The following is a 21,775-nucleotide window of genomic DNA, read 5'->3' on the forward strand; positions in this document are numbered from 1 at the left end:
TGAAGCTCTAGAGGATGAGTTTGACTAAATGTTGCACTTATTCTTGCAATTTATCATACGAAAAAAGCCTCCTACTGGAGACTTTTATTTAACTAATGTTAGATTAGTTTTTTGAAGCTTCTTGGAATTCAGGGTTTTTCCATGCTTCATCAATGATAGCTTGCAATTCGTCAGCAGAAGCTTTCATTTTTTGTTGTTCAGCATCGTTCAATGGGATGTTAACTGGACGTACGATACCGTGTGCACCTACGATAGCAGGTTGACCGATAAAGACGTTGCTTACACCATATTGACCTTCTTGGAATACAGACAATGGAAGTACTGCATTTTCATCGTCAAGAATAGCTTTAGTGATACGAGCAAGGGCAACGGCGATACCATAGTAAGTAGCACCTTTTTTGTTGATGATTGTGTAAGCGGCATCACGAACACCTTCGAACAATTCAACCAATTCAGATTCTTGAACGTTTTGAGTGTCTTTAAGGAATTCTTCAAGGTTTACACCGGCGATGTTAGCGTGTGACCAAACGGCAAATTCTGAGTCACCGTGTTCACCCATGATGTAGGCGTGAACTGAACGAGCATCAACGCCAAGTTTTTCAGCAAGTGCTTGACGGAAACGAGCTGAGTCAAGTGAAGTACCTGAACCGATAACGCGTTCTTTAGGGAATCCTGAGAATTTCCATGTTGAGTAAGTCAATACGTCAACTGGGTTAGCTGCTACAAGGAAGATTCCATTGAAGCCTGATTCAACAACTTGAGTAACGATAGATTTGTTGATAGCAAGGTTTTTACCAACAAGATCAAGACGAGTTTCACCTGGTTTTTGTGGAGCACCAGCAGTGATAACTACAAGGTCAGCATCCGCACAGTCTTCGTATTTAGCTGCGTAGATTTTTTTAGGTGAAGTGAAAGCAAGCGCGTGGCTTAGGTCAAGCGCATCACCAACAGCTTTTTCGAACAATTGTGGAATTTCGATGATACCAAGTTCTTGAGCGATACCTTGGTTTACAAGTGCGAAAGCGTAAGATGAACCTACGGCACCGTCACCAACGAGGATGACTTTTTTGTGTTGTTTAGTTGCAGTCATGGGTCTAAACATCTCCTTATTTTTTAATTGGGTTACCCCGTACACTGCTTATTCTACCACTTTAAGTGATGGATGTCACGAAATAATAAGGAAATAATAGATGAAAGCGTTTACACAACTGAAAAGTAAAGCGTTTTATGGTATAATATTATAGAAATTTTCTATACTCTTTTATTAGAGTTTGGAATGATTTGAATGAAAGAAAAGAGGCATTTTTAGAGTGCAAGATAATAATTTAATTGACGTTAATTTGACGTCTGAGATGAAGACGAGCTTTATCGATTATGCCATGAGTGTTATCGTGTCTCGTGCTCTCCCAGATGTTCGTGACGGTTTAAAACCTGTACAACGTCGTATTCTATATGGAATGAATGAGCTTGGGGTGACACCTGATAAGCCACATAAAAAATCTGCCCGTATTACCGGGGATGTCATGGGTAAATATCACCCACACGGAGACTCATCTATCTATGAAGCCATGGTTCGTATGGCGCAATGGTGGAGCTACCGTTACATGTTGGTTGACGGTCACGGGAACTTTGGTTCTATGGATGGTGATGGGGCTGCCGCTCAGCGTTATACTGAGGCGCGTATGTCTAAAATCGCCTTGGAAATGCTTCGTGATCTCAATAAGAATACAGTTGATTTTCAAGATAACTATGATGGCTCAGAACATGAGCCAATCGTTCTTCCGTCACGTATTCCAAACCTTCTTGTCAATGGTGCGACAGGGATTGCCGTTGGTATGGCGACTAACATCCCACCACACAATTTGGCTGAAACGATTGATGCTGTCAAATTGATGATGGATAATCCTGAAGTCACAACACGTGAACTGATGGAAGTTCTTCCTGGTCCAGACTTTCCAACTGGTGGCTTGGTCATGGGGAAATCTGGTATTCACCGTGCATATGAAACTGGTAAGGGTTCTATTGTTCTTCGTTCGCGTACTGAAATTGAAACAACTAAATCAGGTCGTGAGCGTATTGTTGTCACTGAGTTTCCTTACATGGTCAATAAGACCAAGGTCCATGAACATATCGTTCGTTTAGCTCAAGAAAAACGTATTGAGGGGATCACAGCAGTCCGTGACGAGTCTTCTCGTGAAGGCGTACGTTTTGTCATCGAAGTGCGTCGTGATGCTTCTGCTAATGTTATCTTGAACAATTTGTTCAAATTAACGCAACTTCAGACTAACTTTAGCTTCAACATGTTGGCCATTGAAAAGGGTGTACCTAAAATCCTTTCTTTGCGTCAAATCTTGGCTGACTATATTGCTCACCAACAAGAAGTTGTGGTTCGTCGTACACAGTTTGACAAGGATAAGGCTGAGGCACGTGCCCACATTTTAGAAGGTTTGTTGATTGCCCTTGATCATTTGGATGAAGTGATTACGATTATTCGTAACAGTCAAACTGATGCAGAGGCTCAAGCCGAGTTGATGGCTCGCTTTGAACTTACTGAACGTCAAAGCCAAGCCATTCTTGATATGCGTTTGCGTCGTTTGACAGGTTTGGAACGTGATAAGATTCAAAATGAGTACAATGATCTCCTTGCCTTGATTGCTGATTTAGCTGATATTTTGGCAAAACCAGAGCGTGTCATTGCTATCATCAAGGAAGAGTTGGATGAAAGTAAGCGTAAATTCGCAGACGCCCGTCGTACAGAGCTGATGGTCGGCGAAGTTGTCTCACTTGAAGATGAAGACCTAATCGAAGAAGAAGATGTTGTTATCACTCTTTCTAACAAGGGATATATCAAACGCTTGGCTCAAGACGAATTCCGTTCTCAGAAACGTGGAGGTCGTGGAGTTCAAGGGACAGGTGTTAACGATGATGACTTTGTTCGTGATATTGTCTCAACAAGCACTCATGATCATCTTTACTTCATGACTAATAAGGGGCGTGTATACCGTCTTAAGGGGTATGAAATCCCAGAATACGGTCGCACAGCCAAAGGTTTACCTATCGTTAATCTCTTGAAGTTGGACGAAGGTGAGACCATTCAAACAGTCATTAATGCCAAGAGTGAAGAAGCTTCTGAAAATAATCACCTAGTCTTTGTAACTCGTCAAGGTTTGGTTAAACGAACTAAGGAAGCCGAGTTCAAAAACATTCGCCAAAATGGTTTGATTGCCTTAAAACTTAGAGAAGGTGACGAGCTAATCAACGTCTTCTTGACTACTGGTAATGAAGAAATTGTCATTGGTACTAAATTTGGTTACAGTGTTCGCTTCAAAGAGGACACTATTCGAAGCATGAGTCGTATGGCTGCTGGTGTTAAAGGGGTAACTCTTCGTGATGGTGACCAAGTTGTTGGTGCAGCTGCCATTACAGAAAACCAAGAAGTCTTGATTATCACTGAAAAAGGTTACGGTAAGCGTACCTCAGCTACTGAATACCCAACGAAGGGTCGTGGTGGTAAAGGTATCAAGACTGCCAATATCACAGAGAAGAATGGTAACCTAGCAGGTATTGTAACAGTGTCTGGTGATGAGGATATCATGGTCATCACCGATACAGGTGTTATCATACGTACTGCCGTTGCTAATATTTCACAAACTGGTCGTGCCACTCAAGGGGTTAAGGTCATGCGTTTGGATGACTCTGCTCGTATTGTAACCTTTGCTTTAGTTGAGCCAGAAGAAGTTGAACAAGCTTCCGAAAATCAAGAAAGTGGTGACAACTAATGAGCAAAGATAAGAAAAATAACGTAACAAAAAAACGTCGTAAGTGGCTTGATATTCTTCGCTGGGTGTTGATTGTTGTTCTCTTGGTTGTTGGTTTAGCCTTGATTTTCAATAAGTCTATTCGAAACACAGTGATTGCTTGGAATACAAATAAGTATCAAGTGAGCAAGGTTTCTAAAAAAACTATTGAGAAAAACAAGGAAGCTAAGACTAGCTTTGACTTTGATACCGTTAAATCAATTAGTACAGAGTCTGTCTTGCAGGCACAGATGGATGCTCAAGAGCTTCCTGTCGTTGGTGGTATTGCTATTCCAGAGGTAGGTATCAATCTCCCTATTTTCAAAGGACTTGGCAATACAGAGTTGACTTACGGTGCAGGAACGATGAAAGAAGATCAAGTCATGGGTGGTGAAAACAACTACTCATTGGCTAGTCACCATATTTTCGGTATCGCTGGGGCTTCTGACATGCTCTTCTCACCATTAGATAGGGCTAAAGAAGGCATGAAGATCTACCTTACGGATAAAAATAAGGTCTACACCTATGTTATCAGTGAGGTAAAAATTGTCCAACCAACTGAAGTAGCAGTGATTGATGATACTCCTGGCAAGTCTGAAGTTACCCTTGTAACTTGTACGGATGCCGAAGCAACTCAGCGTACAATCGTCAAAGGTGAATTGAAATCACAGGTAGATTTTGACAAGGCAAGTTCAGATATTATTGAAGCGTTTAATAAGTCATACAATCAATTTCAAAATTAAGAAAGGGCCTTCGGGCCTTTTTCAATGGAGGAAAATATGTTTTTAAATACAGTGCACCATGTTGCTATTATTGTTTCTGATTATGACTTGTCTCGAGATTTTTATGTCAATAAACTTGGTTTTGAGATTATTCGGGAAAATCACCGTCCGGAACGTCATGATTATAAGTTAGACCTACGCTGTGGAGGTATAGAACTTGAAATCTTCGGCAATAAGACCAGTGATCCGAACTATGTGGAGCCCCCAAAACGTCCGTCTTATCCTGAGGCATGTGGCTTACGTCATTTAGCTTTCAGAGTGACTAATATTGAAGAGGTCGTCAAAGAGTTAGAACAAAAGGGTATCTCCTGCCAACCTATTCGCAAGGACACTTTTACCGGTGAAAAGATGACTTTCTTTGCTGATCCAGATGGTCTTCCCTTGGAGTTGCACGAGTAGTTTTTTTGACCTTAATTTTTTAAGTCATGGTATAATAGGTGAACGGCTGAGCCTAGAGTCAGTCGTCCTTTAGGAGATTATGGAATACTATTCTATTTTCGAAAGGAAACACACATGAAATTGAAAAAACTTCTTGTTACTGGGATGGCTATATTGGCTTCAGTAACAGCCTTTACTTCGGTTGCTCAAGCAGCAACATCTTCACAAGTCCAAAAGGTTATTGATGAATCTTATGTTCAACCAGACTATGTGATGGGATATTCGTTGTCGGAAGAGCAACGAAATGAAACCTTGAATTTATTAGGGTATGATAGTAGTAAGGATACTAATGTCAAGACCTTGACGACATCTGCTTACGCTAATATCATGAATGTGGCTGACGATTCTAGTCTTCGGCTATATTCTTCGGTTAAGATTGCTAAGCTGGGTGCTAAGGAAACCTTGAGTGTAGAGATTGTGACACCGCAAAATATCACGAAAATCACTCCAGATATGTACCGTAATGCTGCCACGACACTTGGTATTGAACATGCTAAGATTACGGTAGCAGCACCAATTGCAGTTACAGGAGAAAGTGCCTTGGCTGGTATTTACTATTCCCTTGAGCAAAATGGGGCTAAAGTTTCAGATGAAAGTAAAGAGCTTGCGCAAGAGGAACTTAAAACCCTTTCTCAAATCAATGAGGAAAATTCTGGTAAGACTGACTATGATGCAGACAAGCTTAATGTAGCTATGACTGATATTAAGTCAGCTGTTGCTGATAAAGGGGATAAGTTAACAGAAGACCAAGCTAAAACGATTGTTCAGCAAACGGTCAATAACTATAACTTGGATCTTTCAGATACGCAAATTAATCTTCTGGTGAATTTTGCTTTGAATTTGTCTAAGTCTTCAATCATTGATAGTGCTAGTTTCAAGTCGAGCTTGAGTTCACTTAAGGATTCTATCGTTTCGAAAGCTGGTAATACCTTCTCTGGAATCAACTTAAACTTTAATGCCAACAAAACACTTGAGAATAGCAAAAATATTTTTGCACAAATTTGGCAAGCTATTGTAGATTTCTTTACTGGATTTTCTAAATAGTAAAAGAGCTATCCATTTGGATGGCTCTTTTCTATTTTTCAGAAAATATGTGAAATGCTATTGAAATTATTCCAACAATTGTGTACAATGGTAAGCATCAATTCAGATTATTCTGAAAATTTGTTTTAGGAGATTCTCTTATGTCACAAACAAGTATATTTAGTCAGTCTACCTGGCGTAGTAAAATAAAAGCAATGGGACCCGGTATCCTAATGGCTTCGGCAGCCGTAGGTGGTTCCCACATCGTTTCATCTACCCAAGCGGGTGGTTCTTATGGATGGGCCTTGTTAGGCTTGGTTATTCTGGCTAACCTCTTCAAATACCCATTCTTCCGTTTTGGTGCTGAGTATACCGCAGATACAGGTAAAACCCTTGTTGAAGGTTATGCTGAGAAAGGTAAGTTCTATCTTTGGGTATTCTTCATTTTGAATGTCTTTTCAGCCTTGGTTAATACTGCAGGTGTTTCTATTCTTTGTTCAGCTATCATTGCTAGTGCCTTTCCAATGCTTGGTTTAAGTATTACCACTTGGTCAATCATTTTGGTTGCAATCATTTGGGGTATGTTACTCTTTGGTGGTTACAAACTTCTTGATGGCATGGCTAAATGGATAATGTCAGCCTTGACTATCGCAACAGTAGCAGCAGTTATTATTGCAGCAATCAAACACCCAGAGTACAGTGCTGACTTCGTTGAAAAAACACCATGGCAGTTAGCAGCCCTTCCATTTATCGTTTCACTTCTTGGATGGATGCCAGCTCCAATTGAAATTTCAGCCATTAACTCACTTTGGTCAGCTGAGAAAAAGAAAACTGTTGATTTTAACACTGATGATGCCCTCTTTGACTTTAACGTTGGTTACATCGGAACAGCTATTCTTGCAGTATTCTTTGTAGCACTCGGTGCTCTTATCCAGTATCCAACTGGTAAACCAGTAGAAGCAGCATCAGCTAAGTATATTGCTCAGTTTGTTGGTATGTATGCCTCAGTACTTGGTGAGTGGTCACGCTATTTGATTACTTTTATCGCTTTCTTGTGTATCTTTGGTACTGTGATTACTGTTATCGATGGTTATTCACGTGTTAACGAAATTTCTCTTCGTCTTTTGTTTAACCAAAAAGAAAAAAATCAAACACCATTGAATGTTTGGATGACATTGACAGCTATTCTTGGTCTCATCATTATTTTCTTCTTCCAAGGTCAAGTAGCAACAATGCTTCGTTTTGCCATGATTGGTTCATTCCTTACAACACCTTTCTTTGCGCTTTTGAATTATGTACTTGTTACAAAAGCAAAGAGAGACCTTCCAACTTGGTTGAAAGGACTTGCTATTGCAGGTTTGATTTTCTTGTTCGGATTTGCCCTCTTCTTTATCTGGGCTTTGGCTATTGGTAAAGCAGGTTAATAGGATTAAATGGTTTCCATATGGAAGCTGTTTTTTTATTTTAAAGGAGGGGAGTAGGAGAGATTACAGCCAAGAGAATACAAAAAAACCATTCCAATTGGAATGGCTTAACAACAAGATGTTGCTTATTTGAGACCGTATTTTTTGTTGAAACGATCCACGCGTCCGTCTGCTTGAGTGAATTTTTGACGGCCAGTGTAGAATGGGTGTGAATCTGATGAAATTTCTACACGGATAAGTGGATAAGTTTCACCTTCGAATTCAACTGTTTCGTTTGAGTGTTTAGTTGAACCGCTAAGGAATTGGTAACCAGTAGTTGTGTCCATGAATACTACTTGACGGTAATCTGGATGGATATCTTTTTTCATGTTAAAATATTTCCTTTCTGCCATGGTACTTTCCGCACCATAGTTTTTTTAACTATTTTAGTTTATCAAAAGGTGGTCTTCTTGACAAGTCTTTTTTACTATTTTTTAGGAAATTCGCATTTTGTAAATGCCACCTGTCTGAAAGCATCGATTATCTTTATCAACGATGATAGCTTCAAGATTTGGTTGTGAACTAACTTCCTGGAAAATGCATTCTAGACTTGAGCCAAATAAACGTGTCGTCCAAATTTCACCATCGACTGAGAGGGATGAAATGATGGTAAGACTAGCTAGATCACTAGAGACAGGGTAGCCAGTTTGACTATCGAAAATATGATGATAGGTTTTGCCATTTATTTCAAAAGTGCGTTCATAGATTCCTGAAGTGACAATAGATTGGTCTCTTATAGCAAGCACCATAAGATTTGTGTTTCTAGTCTCCTTGGGATTTTGAATACCAATCCGCCATTTTTTATCAGGATTATGGAGAGCTGGTCCAAAGGTTAGAACATTACCTCCAAGATTGATTAGGGCACTGGTCACTTTTTCCGCTTTAAGAAAATCTGCAATACGATCTGCAATATATCCCTTTGCCAGGGCACCAAGATCAATTTTCATCCCTTTTTCTTTGAGAAAAACGCTTTGATTTTCCTCGGATAGAACAATGGCATTGGGATTGATAATTTGCAGGAGCGGACGAATTTCTTCAGGCAGAGGCAACTTGGCATCCGAAAAACCAATGCGCCAAGTCTGAATGAGAGGTCCTATGGCAATGTTAAGGTGACTTTCAGGTTGGCAGCTATGCCATTTTCCAAGAGCAATAAGTTCAAAAAGCTCTGGGTGAACCGTCACCGAATGTAAGCCTGCTGCCTTGTTAATTTTCATGAGTTCGGAACTGTCATCATTGGCTGAGAAACGCTTATTGTAGGTATGTAGGAGTGCTTCAACCTGGTCTAGCAGGGGTTCTGGTTCTTCATGATAGATAGAGACGTCAATCACAGTCCCCATGAGACGTACACGACGATTAGTGAGTTGCATGGGCAACGGTATCCTTGATTTCTTGATAGATTTGTTCGTTTTCGTCTAAGCTGTAGGAATTGGCACCACTAGCAAGTGGGTGGCCTCCACCGTCATGACGTTTAGCAATCTCGTTGATGACAATGCTTTTACTGCGCAGACGTACACGGTAATGCCCTTCAGGCTGCTCTACGAAAATAGCCCAAGATTCGACGCAATCAATACGACCTGGAGTGCCAACAATTGCAGAACTTTCAGCATCAGTGACATTGAATTCATCCAAAACCTTTCGTGTCAATACAACTCGAGCTGCACCATTTTCATCGACTTCTAGATTATCGAAAACATAACCTTGTAATTTAGCAATTTTGAATGGGAAACTATCCATACGACGAGCCATTGCTGCAAAATCAAAGTCGTATTCACGAAGTTTAGCCGCAATTTGAAGTGTTTTAGGTGTCGTAGACGGAAAGAGGAAGCGACCTGTGTCGCCAACAATACCATTGTAAAGAACACGAGCAGCGGCATCTGACAAGGAAAGGCCAAGAGTGAGAGCCCAGTCAGTCACAATTTCGCTGGCACTTGAAGCAGTCGTATCAACTAAGAGGAGGTCGCCGTAGGCATCGTCGTTAGGATGATGGTCAATTTTGATAAGAAAGTCCCCCTTATCAAAACGGTCGTCGTCGATACGAGGAGTGTTGGCTGTATCGGTAACAATAACAAGCGCTCCTTCATAGTCTTGATCAGTTACCTTATCCATTTCAGCAATCCAAGATAAGGTAGGTTCATTGACACCTGTCGCAAGAACCTTTTTATCTGGAAAGTTTGTTTTTAAAATTTCCTTCAGTCCTACCTGACTACCAATGGCATCAGGGTCAGGTCTTTGGTGGCGGTGAATAATAATAGTGTCATAGGCTTTTATTTTTTCTAAAATAGCTTGAAATACAGTCATGAATGTCTCCTTGTGATTTTGTTTCTATTATATCATGAAACAATAGAAAAACGGTTTGCCTAGGCAAACCGTTATAAAATTAGATATCTTTATAGTCGACTTCAAGTCCACGTTTAACCGCTGGACGGTTGGCAATTTTTTCAGTCCATGCTTGAAGGTGCTTGTATTCTTTAACATCAAGGAAAATACCAGCCTTGTCCCAAATCTTATCTTGAGCAAGACGGCCATACCAAGACCAAATTGCGATATCAGCGATAGTGTATTCATCACCAGCAATATAAGGTTTGGTTGCTAATTCTTTATCTAGCAAGTCAAGTTGGCGTTTGGCTTCCATGGCAAAGCGGTTGATGGCATATTCGATTTTTTCAGGTGCATAGTGGAAGAAGTGCCCAAAGCCACCACCTAAGAAGGGAGCAGCACCTGTTTGCCAAAAGAGCCAGTTGAGAACTTCCGTACGTTTTGCGTAATCAGTTGGAATGAGTTTTCCGAATTTTTCAGCCAAGTAAAGCAGGATGTTAGCTGATTCAAAGACACGAACCGGTTGGTCTTCAGAGTAATCCATCATGGCTGGAATCTTTGAGTTTGGATTGATCGAAACAAAGTCGGATCCGAATTGGTCACCGTCACCAATCTTAATACGATAAGCGTCATAGCCTGCTTGAGTCACACCGAGTTCTTTCAGTTCTTCAAGCATGATAGTTGCCTTGATACCATTAGGTGTCGGAAGAGTATAGAGTTGGAAAGGTTGGTCACCTTTAGGTAAAGTTTGTTCAAAACGTGCACCAGCTGTAGGTTGATTGAGGCCGCCCCAGGCACCTCCCATAGAGGTTGGATTTTGCCAAACTTCTGGTAAAATATAGTCAGACATAAAGTTTCTCCTTGTATTCTTGATAGTTACATCCTAACAAAATGCTAATGGCATTTCAAGAATCTACTACGTCCTATTAGCGCGACACCTTGACTTTTTCTATAAGAATGATAAGATAGTAAAAATTAATTTTTAACTGATAAAAACATATTGTTTAGAGAGGAAGAAAAGAATGACTGCTATTGATTTTCATAAGTTGGCTAAAACAGAACTACACTGCCATTTGGATGGTTCTCTATCATTGGAAACTATTCGTCACCTAGCTGACTTAGCAAAGATTGAGTTACCTAAGGATGATGCGGAGCTCAAACACCATGTGACAGCCCCGGCTACCTGTGAGAGTCTCCTAGATTATCTAGAGGCTTTTGATTATATTCGTCCTTTGCTTCAAACAAAGGAAGCTTTGACTATTGCGGCTTATGATGTCGCTAAACAGGCTGCTCTTGAAAATGTTATCTATATTGAAGTGCGTTTTGCTCCCGAATTGTCAATGGATAAGGGGTTGACTGTCGCTGAAATCATTGATGCCGTTTGTCAAGGCTTACGTCAAGCTCAAGAAGAATTTGGAATTGTAGCTAAGGCCCTAGTTTGTGGCATGCGTCAATCCAATCAAGATTTAACGGCTCGTATTCTTAATGAAGCAAATAAGGTTGAAGATAGTGACTTTGTTGGTTTTGATTTTGCCGGAGATGAGCATCATTATGGACCTAAAGCGATTAAACCTCTAATTGAACAAGTCCAAAGTTACAACCGTCCCATGACTTTTCATGCTGGTGAGTGTGGTTGCCCAGCCTTTTTGGCTGAGTCGATTGCCATGGGAATTAAGCGTAATGGCCATGCAACGATCTTGGCTCAAGAGCCTGAGCTTTTGAAAGAGTTTGTCAAAAATGGTGTCACAGGAGAGTTATGTTTAACAAGTAATCTGCAGACTAAAGCAGCCGTTACAGTTGCTGATTTTCCTTATCTAAAAATGAAAGTAGCAGGTGCGAATATTACCATTAATACGGACAATCGTACCGTTTCTGATACAAACTTAACCAAGGAATACGAACTCTATCACAAGCATTTTAATAGCTCAGTGCAAGACTTTTATGATCATAATAAGACGGCAATCGAAGCTTCATTTGCTAGTGACGAGGAGAAAGAAGAACTTCTTGAAAAATTGGCTAAAGCCTATTTATAAGAAGCTATTAGACTGGTGAAATGTTATTAAGATAATAAGATTGAACCATTTGAAACACAAGTTAAACCTATTATAAAAATAAGGGAGTGAGGCGAACTTTTTTCAAAAATTGTTCAGTCTCCCTCCCTTTTACGCTTGGAATTATGATAAAATAAGTACAATACATATTTTAGAGGAGACTGGTTTGGCACAACTTTATTTTCGCTATGGCACTATGAATTCTGGGAAATCCATTGAAATTCTTAAGGTTGCCTATAATTACGAAGAACAAGGAAAACCAGTAGTATTGTTGACCAGTTGTTTGGACAATCGCGATGGGGTTGGCTATATCTCTAGTCGTATTGGCATGAAACGGAAGGCATATCCTATTGGTGATGATACGGATATTTTTGGTTACATTGCTAATATGGATCCACGACCTTACTGTGTTTTAGTTGATGAGGCACAGTTTTTGACCCGTGCGAATGTCTATGATTTGGCACGAATTGTTGATGAGTTAGATATCCCAGTGATGGCTTTTGGTCTCAAAAATGATTTTCAGAACAATCTCTTTGAAGGTTCTAAATATCTTTTGCTTTTATCTGATAAGATTGATGAGATCAAGACCATTTGTCATTATTGCTCGAGAAAGGCAACCATGGTTCTTCGTATGGAAGATGGGAAGCCAGTTTATGAGGGAGCACAAGTTCAAATTGGAGGACACGAGAGTTATATCTCTGTTTGCCGAAAGCACTGGTTTAATCCACCTCACGAAAACATAATCCCTTTGAATAAGGCCTAAAAATGACTATTAGTTATATAAGGAGAAAAGATAACAAATGAATATTTATGATCAGTTACAAGCGGTTGAAGACCGTTATGAGGAATTGGGTGAATTGCTTAGTGATCCTGAAGTCGTTTCAGACACTAAACGCTTCATGGAGTTGTCACGTGAAGAAGCAAATACTCGTGAAACTGTGACAGCTTACCGTGAGTACAAGCAAGTCATCCAAAGTATCTCAGATGCTGAAGAGATGATTAAGGAAGCAAGCGGTGATCCTGACTTGGAAGAAATGGCTAAGGAAGAACTTAAAGAATCTAAAGTCGCTAAGGAAGAGTACGAAGAACGTTTGAAAATTCTTCTCTTGCCAAAAGACCCTAATGATGACAAGAATATTATCCTTGAAATCCGTGGGGCTGCAGGTGGTGATGAAGCTGCCTTGTTTGCGGGTGACCTTCTAGCTATGTACCAAAAATACGCAGAAACACAAGGTTGGCGCTTTGAGGTCATGGAAGCCTCTTATAATGGTGTTGGTGGTATCAAAGAAGTGGTTGCCATGGTTTCAGGACAATCAGTCTACTCTAAACTCAAATATGAATCAGGAGCACACCGTGTGCAACGTGTGCCTGTGACTGAGAGTCAAGGTCGTGTTCATACCTCTACAGCAACAGTTTTGGTTATGCCAGAAGTTGAAGAAGTAGAGTACGACATTGATCCTAAGGACCTTCGTGTCGATATCTATCACGCTTCTGGTGCCGGTGGTCAGAACGTCAACAAGGTTGCGACTGCGGTTCGTATGGTTCACATTCCTACTGGAATCAAAGTAGAGATGCAAGAAGAACGTACACAACAGAAGAACCGTGATAAAGCTATGAAGATTATTCGTGCGCGTGTTGCGGACCACTTTGCACAAATCGCTCAAGATGAACAAGATGCTGAGCGTAAGTCTACTGTTGGTACAGGGGATCGTTCAGAGCGTATCCGTACGTACAACTTCCCACAAAACCGTGTAACGGATCACCGTATTGGTTTGACCCTTCAAAAATTAGATACGATTTTGGCTGGGAAAATGGATGAAGTCATTGATGCTCTTGTTCTTTACGATCAAACGCAAAAATTGGAAGAGCTTAACAAATGATTTTAGCGGATGTCCTGGCTGACTATGAGAAGCAGCTTGAGGCTGTTGGAGAAGAGCCAGAGGCCCTTTCCTTTGTTTATCGTGGTTTGAAGCAATTGGACCTGACTCAGTTTGTTCTTCAATTGCGTCAGGAAGTTTCAGAGGAAGATGCTGAGCTGTTGGCTTATATATTCAGCCAACTAAAGAATCACAAACCTGCCCAGTATATCTTGGGCTATGAAGATTTTCATGGCTTGCGTTTTCAAGTTGATGAGCGTGTCTTGATTCCACGTCCTGAAACTGAGGAACTAGTGGATTTGATATTAGCGGAAAACCCTAGCTCAGAGCTCAAGATTCTTGATATTGGAACTGGGAGTGGTGCTATTTCGGTATCCCTGAAAAAGAGTCGCCTCCTTTGGCAAGTAACAACTAGTGATTTGTCAGTGGATGCGCTAGAGCTTGCCCAGGAGAATGCTAAGCTAAATCAGGTAGACATTAGCTTTGTACAATCGGATGTTTTCGAAAATATTTCTGGTAGTTTTGATATCATTGTGTCAAATCCTCCCTATATTTCTGAAAATGATAAGAACGAAGTTGGTATTAATGTCTTGGCTAGCGAGCCCAAAATGGCTCTGTTTGCTGATGAAGAGGGACTTGCCATTTATAGACAGATTATTGAGGACGCAGATAAGTATTTAACTCCAAAAGGAAAGCTCTACTTTGAAATTGGCTATAAGCAGGGCCGTGATTTGAAGAAACTCTTGTCTCTACATTTTCCTGATAAGCGTGTGCGTGTTCTTAAGGACCAATTCGGGCAAGATAGAATGGTCGTGATGGATGATGAAAAGTAATAAAGTGTTAAGAGAAATCTTGGCTGACGGTGGAGCAGTTGTCCTTCCCACAGAGACTGTTTATGGTCTATTTGCTAAGGCTTTATATGAGCAAGCTGTTGACCATGTTTATGAGCTAAAAAATCGTCCCAGAGATAAAGCCATGAATTTGAATGTCGCTTCTTATGAAGATATCTTGTCCTATTCAAAAGATCAGCCCGACTATCTCAAAAAAATTTATGATGCTTTTTTGCCTGGACCTTTGACTATCATTTTAAAAGCTAATGATAAAGTCCCCAGATGGATTAATTCAGGATTGGCGACGGTTGGCTTCCGCTTGCCAGACCATCCTGTTACTAGAGAGCTGATCCAAGCGGAAGGGCCTTTGATTGGTCCCTCAGCCAATAAGTCTGGGAAGGCTAGTGGTCGTTATTTTGACCAAATAAGAAACCAATTTGATTTTCAGGTGACTGGCTATCAAGATGATGATGCCTTGTTAGGTGTAGATTCGACGATTTTGGATTTATCTGTTTCACCTGCTAGGATTCTCAGACAAGGGAAAATTACAAAAGAAGACCTATTGGCGGCTCTACCAGAGTTGACCATAGAATAAATGACTAACAGAGACCTATGGAAGTGTGAGATAATTTCCGATTGTATGTGGGTGAGTTGATTGAACCCCATTAGACCTCAAAGGAGACCTCTATGATTTTTGATAAAGAAGATTACAAAGCATTTGACCCTGAACTATGGAACGCCATCGATGCTGAGGCAGAACGTCAGCAAAACAATATTGAGTTGATTGCCTCTGAGAACGTGGTATCTAAAGCAGTAATGGCTGCTCAAGGAACTCTCTTGACTAACAAGTACGCAGAAGGCTATCCAGGTAAACGTTACTATGGTGGTACAGACGTGATTGATGTAGTTGAGTCTCTTGCTATTGAGCGTGCCAAAGAACTTTTTGGAGCAAAATTTGCCAACGTGCAACCTCACTCAGGTAGTCAAGCCAATGCAGCAGTTTACATGTCTTTGATCCAACCAGGTGATACGGTTATGGGAATGGATTTGTCAGCGGGTGGTCACTTGACACATGGTGCACCAGTTAGCTTCTCTGGTAAGACCTATAACTTTGTGGCTTACAACGTTGATAAAGAAACTGAACTTCTTGATTACGATGCTATTCTGGCTCAAGCTAAAGAAGTACAACCAAAACTCATCGTGGCTGGGGCTTCAGCTTACTCACGTATCATTGATTTTGCTAAATTCCGTGAAATTGCTGATGCTGTAGGTGCTTACCTCATGGTAGATATGGCTCACATTGCTGGTCTTGTAGCCTCTGGTCATCATCCAAGTCCAGTTCCTTATGCACATGTGACCACTACAACAACTCACAAGACACTTCGTGGTCCTCGTGGTGGTTTGATTTTGACTGATGATGAAGATATCGCTAAGAAATTGAATTCTGCGGTCTTCCCTGGTTTGCAAGGTGGTCCATTGGAACACGTTATTGCTGCTAAGGCTGTTGCTCTTAAAGAAGCACTTGACCCTGCCTTTAAGGAATATGGGGAAAATGTTATCAAGAACGCAGCTGCCATGGCTGACGTTTTCAATCAACATCCAGATTTCCGTGTTATCTCAGGTGGAACTAACAATCACCTCTTCTTGGTTGATGTGACTAAGGTTGTTGAAAATGGTAAGGTTGCGCAAAATGTTCTTGAAGAAGTTAATATTACTTTGAACAAGAATGGTATTCCATATGAGCAATTGTCTCCATTCAAGACATCTGGTATCCGTGTTGGTAGTCCAGCTATTACGAGTCGTGGTATGGGTGAAGCTGAGAGCCGTAAAATTGCTGAATTGATGGTTCAAGCTTTGGAAAATCACGATAAACCTGAAGTTTTGGAAGAGATTCGTGGAGAAGTTAAAGCTCTTACAGATGCCTTCCCACTCTATTAAAAACTATGTTAGATTTATATATTAAACGCATTGTCATTCACCAGTTTTCGCCAAATGATACGGAGCTGGTTTTAGCAGAAGGGCCTCTTGAAATAACGCCTCGCTTAGATGAGTATTTTCGAAAGAAACTCACTAAGGTTTTCTCTGATGAGGCTAAACGTGGCTATTTCGATGCGGAAAATGTTTTTATCAGTCATCTAGGAGATGATTTGATGGAAAGTTCTGTTAAAATTTCCCAACTTTGGAAGGAAGAATTTGTCATTTCTGAAGATCAAAAGACCAATGATTTGGTCTTTATTCAGTTTGATAAAGAAGGGCAAGAATATTTTGCTTTCTTGCGTATTGCTCTCAAGGACAGTTTGATTCATTCTTTGGGAGATAGTCAGCATCCTATTCAATTGTCACAAAATAATTTGCCATCTGCGGCCCAGACACCTGATGAAGCTTTGGTAATCAATCGTAGTAGTAAGCAGTATTATTTGATTGAAAAGCGAATCAAGCATAATGGAAGCTTTGCCAATTATTTCTCTGAAAATTTGTTACAGGTTCAGCCTGAACAATCTGTCAAAAAATCGATTAAGATGGTTGAAGATACTGCCCAGAAGATTGCCGAGAATTTTAATCAGGATGACTTTAACTTCCAAGGAAAAATGAAATCTGCTATTTTCAATAATTTGGAAGAAGACCAAGAGTTATCACCTGAAAAATTGGCAGACCAGCTCTTTGATAATAATTTGACAGCTCGTTTGACTTTCGTTGATGAGCTCAAAGAGGCTATACCTGAGCCTATTTCGGTATCAGATATTGACCATTCACGTCAAATTAAGAAATTGGAGAATCAAAAATTATCGTTATCGAACGGAATTGAGTTAATCGTGCCTAATAATGTGTATCAGGATGCTGATAGTGTTGAATTTATTCAAAATCCTGATGGCACCTACTCTATTCTCATCAAAAATATCGAGGATATCATCAATAAATAATATGTTTAAATGGATAAGACGTCTGGTGGTCTTTGTCGTAGTCCTCATCATAGGTATCCAATGTTATCGAATCCATGCCAATATTCAACATGTCTTAACCTATGAATCCATGGTTAAGGAGGTATTGGCTGAGGACGACATTGATAATACAACCAATGTTGATTTGGTGTTGGCTATGATCTACACAGAAACCAAGGGGAAGACAGATGACGTGATGCAGTCCAGTGAAAGTTCTACAGGGGTGACTAACTCCATCACAAATCGAAAAGAAAGTATTCGTCAAGGGGTGACGGTGCTGTCAGAAAATCTGGAAGAAGCTGCCCACCATAAGGTGGATCCTTGGACAGCAGTACAAGCTTATAATTTTGGTAAGGCCTATATCGATTATGTGGCTGATAATGGTGGAGTTAACACCGTCGAATTAGCAAAAGCTTATTCAAAAAATGTCGTTGCTCCAAGTCTAGGAAACACTAGTGGGGAAACCTATACTTATTATCAACCTGTTGCCATGTATTATGGTGGGGGTAAGCTTTATACAAATGGCGGAAACATTTATTACGCCAAAGAAGTGCAGTTTAACCTCTTTTTGATGCGTATGTTCTCTCGTCTCTAAGAGGTACACTTCATTCTTAAGGAAAGACAAATGAAAGCATTATTAGTTTATTTTAAAGGATATGTCAAAGACAGTATCCTGGGACCCGTTTTTAAATTAATCGAAGCCAGTTTCGAACTTTTGGTCCCACTAGTCATTGCTGGAATTGTCGACACAACTATTCCAAATAAAGACAAAAATCATCTCTTTTTGATGATTTTTGTCTTGTTTGGACTTGCCGTTATTGGTGTTGTCGTTGCTATTTCAGCACAGTATTTTTCATCAAGAGCAGCAGTTGGTTATGCGCGAGTGTTGACTAATGACCTCTATGCGAAAATCATGCGTTTATCAAAGGAAAAGCGGGATGAGATTGGAACTTCAAGTTTGGTAACACGCCTGACTGGTGATACCTTTCAAATCCAAACGGGGATAAATCAATTTTTGAGGCTCTTTTTGAGGGCACCAATTATTGTGACAGGAGCCATTATTATGGCATTCCGAATCAGTCCACGCTTGACCCTCTGGTTTCTTGGTATGGTCTTGGTATTGACCCTTATTATTGTACTAGCTAGTCGCATCGTCAATCCTTTATACGCCAAGATTCGAGTGATTAATGAGTCAATTGTTACTAATACGCGCCAACAACTTGAAGGTATGAGGGTTATTCGTGCCTTTGGTCAGAGTGAGCGTGAATTAGATAACTTCACGACTGTAAATAAAGACCTGAAGAAGTGGCAACTCAAAACAGGCGTGATAGCAAGTCTCATTAGTCCTTTGACTTTCTTAGTTGTTAATATGACTTTGATTGCTGTCCTTTGGCAAGGAAATCTGCAAATTCAAGGTGGGCTCTTGTCTCAAGGGATGCTGATTGCTCTGGTCAATTATCTCTTGCAAATTTTGACGGAGCTTCTTAAATTGGCTATGATGTTGACCAATCTTAATCAGAGCTTTATTTCGGCGAAAAGGGTACAAGCTATTTTTGAACTCCAAGATGAGGATATTGAGGCACCTTTAACACTAAGAAAACCAGATCAGTCGGAAACAGGACTTGCTATTGACCACATGACCTTTACCTATCCGACAGCTAGTCAACCGTCACTAAAAGAGATTGATTTAAAGATTGCTAGAGGTGAGTCACTGGGTATTATTGGTGGTACTGGTTCGGGTAAATCGACCTTGGTAAACTTAATCATGAACTTATATCAACCTCAGATTGGTTCTTTAGCTATTTTCAAGGATCAAAAATCACCAAGAAATCTTAAAGAGTGGCGTTCTTGGGTTGCCTATGTCCCACAAAAAGCTGAGCTATTTAGGGGAACCATTCGTTCAAACTTGTCACTAGGACTTGATCACGAACCAAGTGATAAGGAATTGTGGCATGCTCTTGACATGGCTCAGGCTGCTGATTTTGTAAAAGACAAGGATCTTGGTTTAGATGAGCCAGTTGAGTCATTTGGCCGTAATTTTTCGGGGGGTCAACGTCAACGTTTGACTATTGCGCGTGCGCTGATGAGACCAGCACCATTCTTGATTTTGGACGACTCAACCTCAGCCCTAGATTACCTAACTGAAAGTCGCTTACTAGCGGCTATCAGAGACAATCTTAAATCAACGAGTCTGATTATTATTTCGCAAAGAACGAATAGTCTAAAAGCTGTTGATCAAATTTTGGTGCTTGATAAGGGACATCAAGTTGGCTTGGGTAATCATGAAGAATTGCTTGCCACAAATAAACTCTATCAAGACATTCATTATTCTCAACATCAAAAGGAGGTCGCTGATGAAGGCTAGAAATAATAAATCAACGCTTAAACGTTTAAGTAGAGATATCTTAAGTCAGCGTTACCTCTTTGCCTTAGCAACAGTTGGGACCATTATTCAAGTTGCCTTAACGGTTTACTTACCTATCTTAATTGGTGATGCAGTGGACGCTGTTCTTAAGATGAATGCCGTTCTGTTGATGTCACGTTTAATTTGGCAGATGCTTGTAGTTATCTTAGCTAATAGTGCAATCCAGTGGCTTAACCCTTTGATTTATAATCGATTGATTTATTCATATAGCGAAAGTTTACGTGAACGAGTCATGATGAAAATTCATGCTATGCCTCTCAGTTACCTTGATCGTCAAGGAACTGGAGACATGGTTAGCCGTGTGACTACAGATAGTGATCAATTAAACAACGGACTTCTCATGGTCTTTAACCAATTTTTCGTTGGGCTTTTGACTATCTTTGTCATAATCTTTACCATGGCTCGCTTAGACTGGTTCATGATGCTCTTAGTCCTAGTCATGACGCCTTTGTCAATGCTTGTGGCACGTTTTATCGCAAAGAAGAGTTATCAACTCTATCGCAATCAAACTAAATGGCGAGGCATGCAGACTCAGTTGATTGAAGAAAGTTTGACTCAAGAAGCTTTAGTACAGAGTTTAAATGCACAAGACCAGATGGTTAGGAGTTTTAAAGACGTCAATGGTAAGTATGCTGATTATTCACAGGGTGCTATCTTTTATTCGTCAGCGGTTAACCCAGCTACACGTTTTGTCAATAGTCTGATCTATGCTCTTATTGCAGGTGTTGGTGCCTATCGAATCATGTCGGGTGGTGCTTTCACAGTGGGACAATTGACTACCTTCCTAAATTATGTCACTCAGTATACGAAACCTTTTAATGATATCTCATCTGTTCTATCTGAACTTCAAAGTGCTTTGGCCTGTGCTGATCGCCTTTATATGATATTGGATGAAGAGGAAATAACAGAAACAGGTAAGGCGGTCTTGGAAGAAGCAGATGTGCAGGGACGTTTTCAATTTGATCATGTCCAATTTGGCTATTTGCCTAATAAACCTCTTATCAAGGATTTGTGCATTGAGATCCCTGCCGCAAGTACTGTTGCCATTGTTGGTCCAACAGGAGCGGGGAAATCTACCTTGATTAACCTACTCATGCGTTTCTATGATTTGGACAAGGGAAATATTCTACTGGACGGTAGACCTATTACAGATTATACCCGTGAGAGTCTTCGGAAACAGATTGGGATGGTTTTACAGGAAACTTGGCTTGAGGTCGGCACTATTCATGATAATATTGCCTATGGTAATCCAGAAGCCAGTCGTGAAGAAGTCATAGCAGCGGCCAAGGCTGCCAATGCTGATTTCTTTATTCAGCAGTTGCCTCAAGGCTATGACACCTACTTGAATGATGCGGGGCAATCCCTTTCTCAGGGGCAACGTCAGCTTTTGACCATTGCTCGCATATTTGTCAATGTGCCTAAAATCTTAATCTTAGATGAAGCCACTTCTAGTATCGATACACGTACAGAGCTTCTCATTCAAGAGGCCTTCGCTAAATTAATGAAAGGTCGAACAAGTTTCATCATTGCCCATCGATTATCTACCATTGAAAATGCGGACCTTATTTTGGTCATGAATAATGGGGATATCGTTGAACATGGAACCCATGAACAACTGATGCAAGCTAGGGGAATGTACTATCGAATGCAGACAGCCCAAAAGACACAAAATAGTTAAATCTGACAGAGCTTTTAGGCTTTGTTTTTTTATCATTTTAGCTAACCATTTATCACCAAAACCTATTGATGAAAAAGAAATGAAATTTAGTTATTTTTTCTTTTTTATTGGAAAAAATGGTGATAAGATGGTAAACTAGAGAGGATATTATATAAA

Annotated in this window: 20 protein-coding genes; 15 read left to right on the plus strand and 5 right to left on the minus strand. The window is 40.3% G+C overall.

What is annotated here, in order from left to right; genetic code table 11:
• Positions 1-103: 103 nt before the first annotated feature.
• On the minus strand, positions 104-1,090 hold the full coding sequence (locus AX662_RS00850) for an L-lactate dehydrogenase (protein WP_037600761.1): 987 nt from the start codon (positions 1,088-1,090) through the stop codon (positions 104-106).
• A 220-nt stretch (positions 1,091-1,310) separates the two neighbouring features.
• Here AX662_RS00850 and gyrA point away from each other — a divergent pair, with 220 nt between their 5' ends.
• The 5 genes from gyrA to AX662_RS00875 all read left to right on the plus strand — a co-directional run bounded on the left by gyrA (position 1,311) and on the right by AX662_RS00875 (position 7,464).
• Positions 1,311-3,779, plus strand: coding sequence for a DNA gyrase subunit A (gene gyrA, locus AX662_RS00855; RefSeq protein WP_060971334.1), 2,469 nt, complete (start codon positions 1,311-1,313; stop codon positions 3,777-3,779).
• Positions 3,779-4,540, plus strand: coding sequence for a class A sortase (locus tag AX662_RS00860; RefSeq protein ID WP_060971335.1), 762 nt, complete (start codon positions 3,779-3,781; stop codon positions 4,538-4,540). Before gyrA ends, AX662_RS00860 begins: the two co-directional genes overlap by 1 nt.
• A gap of 36 nt (positions 4,541-4,576) precedes the next feature.
• Positions 4,577-4,978 (plus strand): SMU1112c/YaeR family gloxylase I-like metalloprotein, encoded by a 402-nt coding sequence (gloA2, locus tag AX662_RS00865; RefSeq protein ID WP_037597911.1) that lies wholly within the window; start codon positions 4,577-4,579, stop codon positions 4,976-4,978.
• Positions 4,979-5,092: 114 nt separating this feature from the next.
• Positions 5,093-6,061: a DUF1002 domain-containing protein gene (locus AX662_RS00870; protein WP_060971336.1), complete on the plus strand. Its 969-nt coding sequence runs from the start codon at positions 5,093-5,095 to the stop codon at positions 6,059-6,061.
• 140 nt (positions 6,062-6,201) lie between these two features.
• Entirely contained in the window at positions 6,202-7,464 is a 1,263-nt protein-coding gene (locus AX662_RS00875) for an NRAMP family divalent metal transporter (protein WP_060971337.1), read from the plus strand.
• Positions 7,465-7,589: 125 nt separating this feature from the next.
• Here AX662_RS00875 and AX662_RS00880 read toward each other — a convergent pair whose 3' ends face one another.
• The 4 genes from AX662_RS00880 to yghU all read right to left on the minus strand — a co-directional run bounded on the left by AX662_RS00880 (position 7,590) and on the right by yghU (position 10,669).
• A complete protein-coding gene (locus AX662_RS00880) occupies positions 7,590-7,832 on the minus strand; it encodes a type B 50S ribosomal protein L31 (protein ID WP_003093591.1) in 243 nt (80 codons plus the stop codon).
• 105 nt (positions 7,833-7,937) lie between these two features.
• Positions 7,938-8,870, minus strand: coding sequence for an FAD:protein FMN transferase (locus tag AX662_RS00885; RefSeq protein ID WP_060971338.1), 933 nt, complete (start codon positions 8,868-8,870; stop codon positions 7,938-7,940).
• Entirely contained in the window at positions 8,857-9,801 is a 945-nt protein-coding gene (locus AX662_RS00890) for a DHH family phosphoesterase (protein WP_060971339.1), read from the minus strand. Before AX662_RS00890 ends, AX662_RS00885 begins: the two co-directional genes overlap by 14 nt.
• 79 nt (positions 9,802-9,880) lie before the next feature.
• A complete protein-coding gene (yghU, locus tag AX662_RS00895) occupies positions 9,881-10,669 on the minus strand; it encodes a glutathione-dependent disulfide-bond oxidoreductase (RefSeq protein WP_060971340.1) in 789 nt (262 codons plus the stop codon).
• Between the two features lie 172 nt (positions 10,670-10,841).
• On the opposite strand from yghU, the gene add reads away from it, so the two are divergent.
• The 10 genes from add (at position 10,842) to AX662_RS00945 (ending at position 21,619) form a co-directional block, all read left to right on the plus strand.
• Positions 10,842-11,852, plus strand: coding sequence for an adenosine deaminase (gene add, locus AX662_RS00900; RefSeq protein WP_060971341.1), 1,011 nt, complete (start codon positions 10,842-10,844; stop codon positions 11,850-11,852).
• A gap of 184 nt (positions 11,853-12,036) precedes the next feature.
• The gene (locus tag AX662_RS00905) at positions 12,037-12,633 is read left to right on the plus strand and encodes a thymidine kinase (protein ID WP_060971342.1); all 597 of its coding nucleotides are present in this window, start codon (positions 12,037-12,039) and stop codon (positions 12,631-12,633) included.
• A gap of 37 nt (positions 12,634-12,670) precedes the next feature.
• Complete coding sequence (gene prfA, locus AX662_RS00910; RefSeq protein WP_060971343.1) at positions 12,671-13,750, plus strand: peptide chain release factor 1; 1,080 nt, start codon at positions 12,671-12,673, stop codon at positions 13,748-13,750.
• Entirely contained in the window at positions 13,747-14,580 is an 834-nt protein-coding gene (prmC, locus tag AX662_RS00915) for a peptide chain release factor N(5)-glutamine methyltransferase (RefSeq protein WP_060971344.1), read from the plus strand. The genes prfA and prmC overlap by 4 nt, the downstream gene beginning before the upstream one ends.
• A complete protein-coding gene (locus AX662_RS00920) occupies positions 14,567-15,172 on the plus strand; it encodes an L-threonylcarbamoyladenylate synthase (RefSeq protein ID WP_060971345.1) in 606 nt (201 codons plus the stop codon). The genes prmC and AX662_RS00920 overlap by 14 nt, the downstream gene beginning before the upstream one ends.
• A gap of 92 nt (positions 15,173-15,264) precedes the next feature.
• Positions 15,265-16,515 carry a serine hydroxymethyltransferase gene (gene glyA, locus AX662_RS00925; RefSeq protein WP_060971346.1) on the plus strand — a complete coding sequence of 417 codons (1,251 nt, stop codon included), beginning with the start codon at positions 15,265-15,267 and terminating at the stop codon, positions 16,513-16,515.
• A 5-nt stretch (positions 16,516-16,520) separates the two neighbouring features.
• Positions 16,521-17,498: a nucleoid-associated protein gene (locus AX662_RS00930; RefSeq protein ID WP_037600795.1), complete on the plus strand. Its 978-nt coding sequence runs from the start codon at positions 16,521-16,523 to the stop codon at positions 17,496-17,498.
• A 1-nt stretch (position 17,499) separates the two neighbouring features.
• Complete coding sequence (locus AX662_RS00935; protein ID WP_060971347.1) at positions 17,500-18,111, plus strand: lysozyme family protein; 612 nt, start codon at positions 17,500-17,502, stop codon at positions 18,109-18,111.
• A 30-nt stretch (positions 18,112-18,141) separates the two neighbouring features.
• Entirely contained in the window at positions 18,142-19,881 is a 1,740-nt protein-coding gene (locus AX662_RS00940) for an ABC transporter ATP-binding protein (protein ID WP_060971348.1), read from the plus strand.
• Positions 19,871-21,619, plus strand: coding sequence for an ABC transporter ATP-binding protein (locus AX662_RS00945; RefSeq protein WP_060971349.1), 1,749 nt, complete (start codon positions 19,871-19,873; stop codon positions 21,617-21,619). The genes AX662_RS00940 and AX662_RS00945 overlap by 11 nt, the downstream gene beginning before the upstream one ends.
• The last annotated feature ends 156 nt before the right edge of the window (positions 21,620-21,775 follow it).

The organism is Streptococcus sp. CCH5-D3, assembly GCF_001556435.1.
Taxonomy (GTDB): domain Bacteria; phylum Bacillota; class Bacilli; order Lactobacillales; family Streptococcaceae; genus Streptococcus.

Coding starts and splice junctions, on each gene's coding strand:
- AX662_RS00850 (WP_037600761.1), bottom strand. CDS start 1,090: ATGACTGCAACTAAACAACACAAAAAAGTCATCCTCGTTGGTGACGGT.
- AX662_RS00860 (WP_060971335.1), top strand. CDS start 3,779: ATGAGCAAAGATAAGAAAAATAACGTAACAAAAAAACGTCGTAAGTGG.
- gloA2 (WP_037597911.1), top strand. CDS start 4,577: ATGTTTTTAAATACAGTGCACCATGTTGCTATTATTGTTTCTGATTAT.
- AX662_RS00870 (WP_060971336.1), top strand. CDS start 5,093: ATGAAATTGAAAAAACTTCTTGTTACTGGGATGGCTATATTGGCTTCA.
- AX662_RS00875 (WP_060971337.1), top strand. CDS start 6,202: ATGTCACAAACAAGTATATTTAGTCAGTCTACCTGGCGTAGTAAAATA.
- AX662_RS00880 (WP_003093591.1), bottom strand. CDS start 7,832: ATGAAAAAAGATATCCATCCAGATTACCGTCAAGTAGTATTCATGGAC.
- AX662_RS00885 (WP_060971338.1), bottom strand. CDS start 8,870: ATGCAACTCACTAATCGTCGTGTACGTCTCATGGGGACTGTGATTGAC.
- AX662_RS00890 (WP_060971339.1), bottom strand. CDS start 9,801: ATGACTGTATTTCAAGCTATTTTAGAAAAAATAAAAGCCTATGACACT.
- yghU (WP_060971340.1), bottom strand. CDS start 10,669: ATGTCTGACTATATTTTACCAGAAGTTTGGCAAAATCCAACCTCTATG.
- add (WP_060971341.1), top strand. CDS start 10,842: ATGACTGCTATTGATTTTCATAAGTTGGCTAAAACAGAACTACACTGC.
- prfA (WP_060971343.1), top strand. CDS start 12,671: ATGAATATTTATGATCAGTTACAAGCGGTTGAAGACCGTTATGAGGAA.
- prmC (WP_060971344.1), top strand. CDS start 13,747: ATGATTTTAGCGGATGTCCTGGCTGACTATGAGAAGCAGCTTGAGGCT.
- AX662_RS00920 (WP_060971345.1), top strand. CDS start 14,567: ATGATGAAAAGTAATAAAGTGTTAAGAGAAATCTTGGCTGACGGTGGA.
- glyA (WP_060971346.1), top strand. CDS start 15,265: ATGATTTTTGATAAAGAAGATTACAAAGCATTTGACCCTGAACTATGG.
- AX662_RS00930 (WP_037600795.1), top strand. CDS start 16,521: ATGTTAGATTTATATATTAAACGCATTGTCATTCACCAGTTTTCGCCA.
- AX662_RS00935 (WP_060971347.1), top strand. CDS start 17,500: ATGTTTAAATGGATAAGACGTCTGGTGGTCTTTGTCGTAGTCCTCATC.
- AX662_RS00940 (WP_060971348.1), top strand. CDS start 18,142: ATGAAAGCATTATTAGTTTATTTTAAAGGATATGTCAAAGACAGTATC.
- AX662_RS00945 (WP_060971349.1), top strand. CDS start 19,871: ATGAAGGCTAGAAATAATAAATCAACGCTTAAACGTTTAAGTAGAGAT.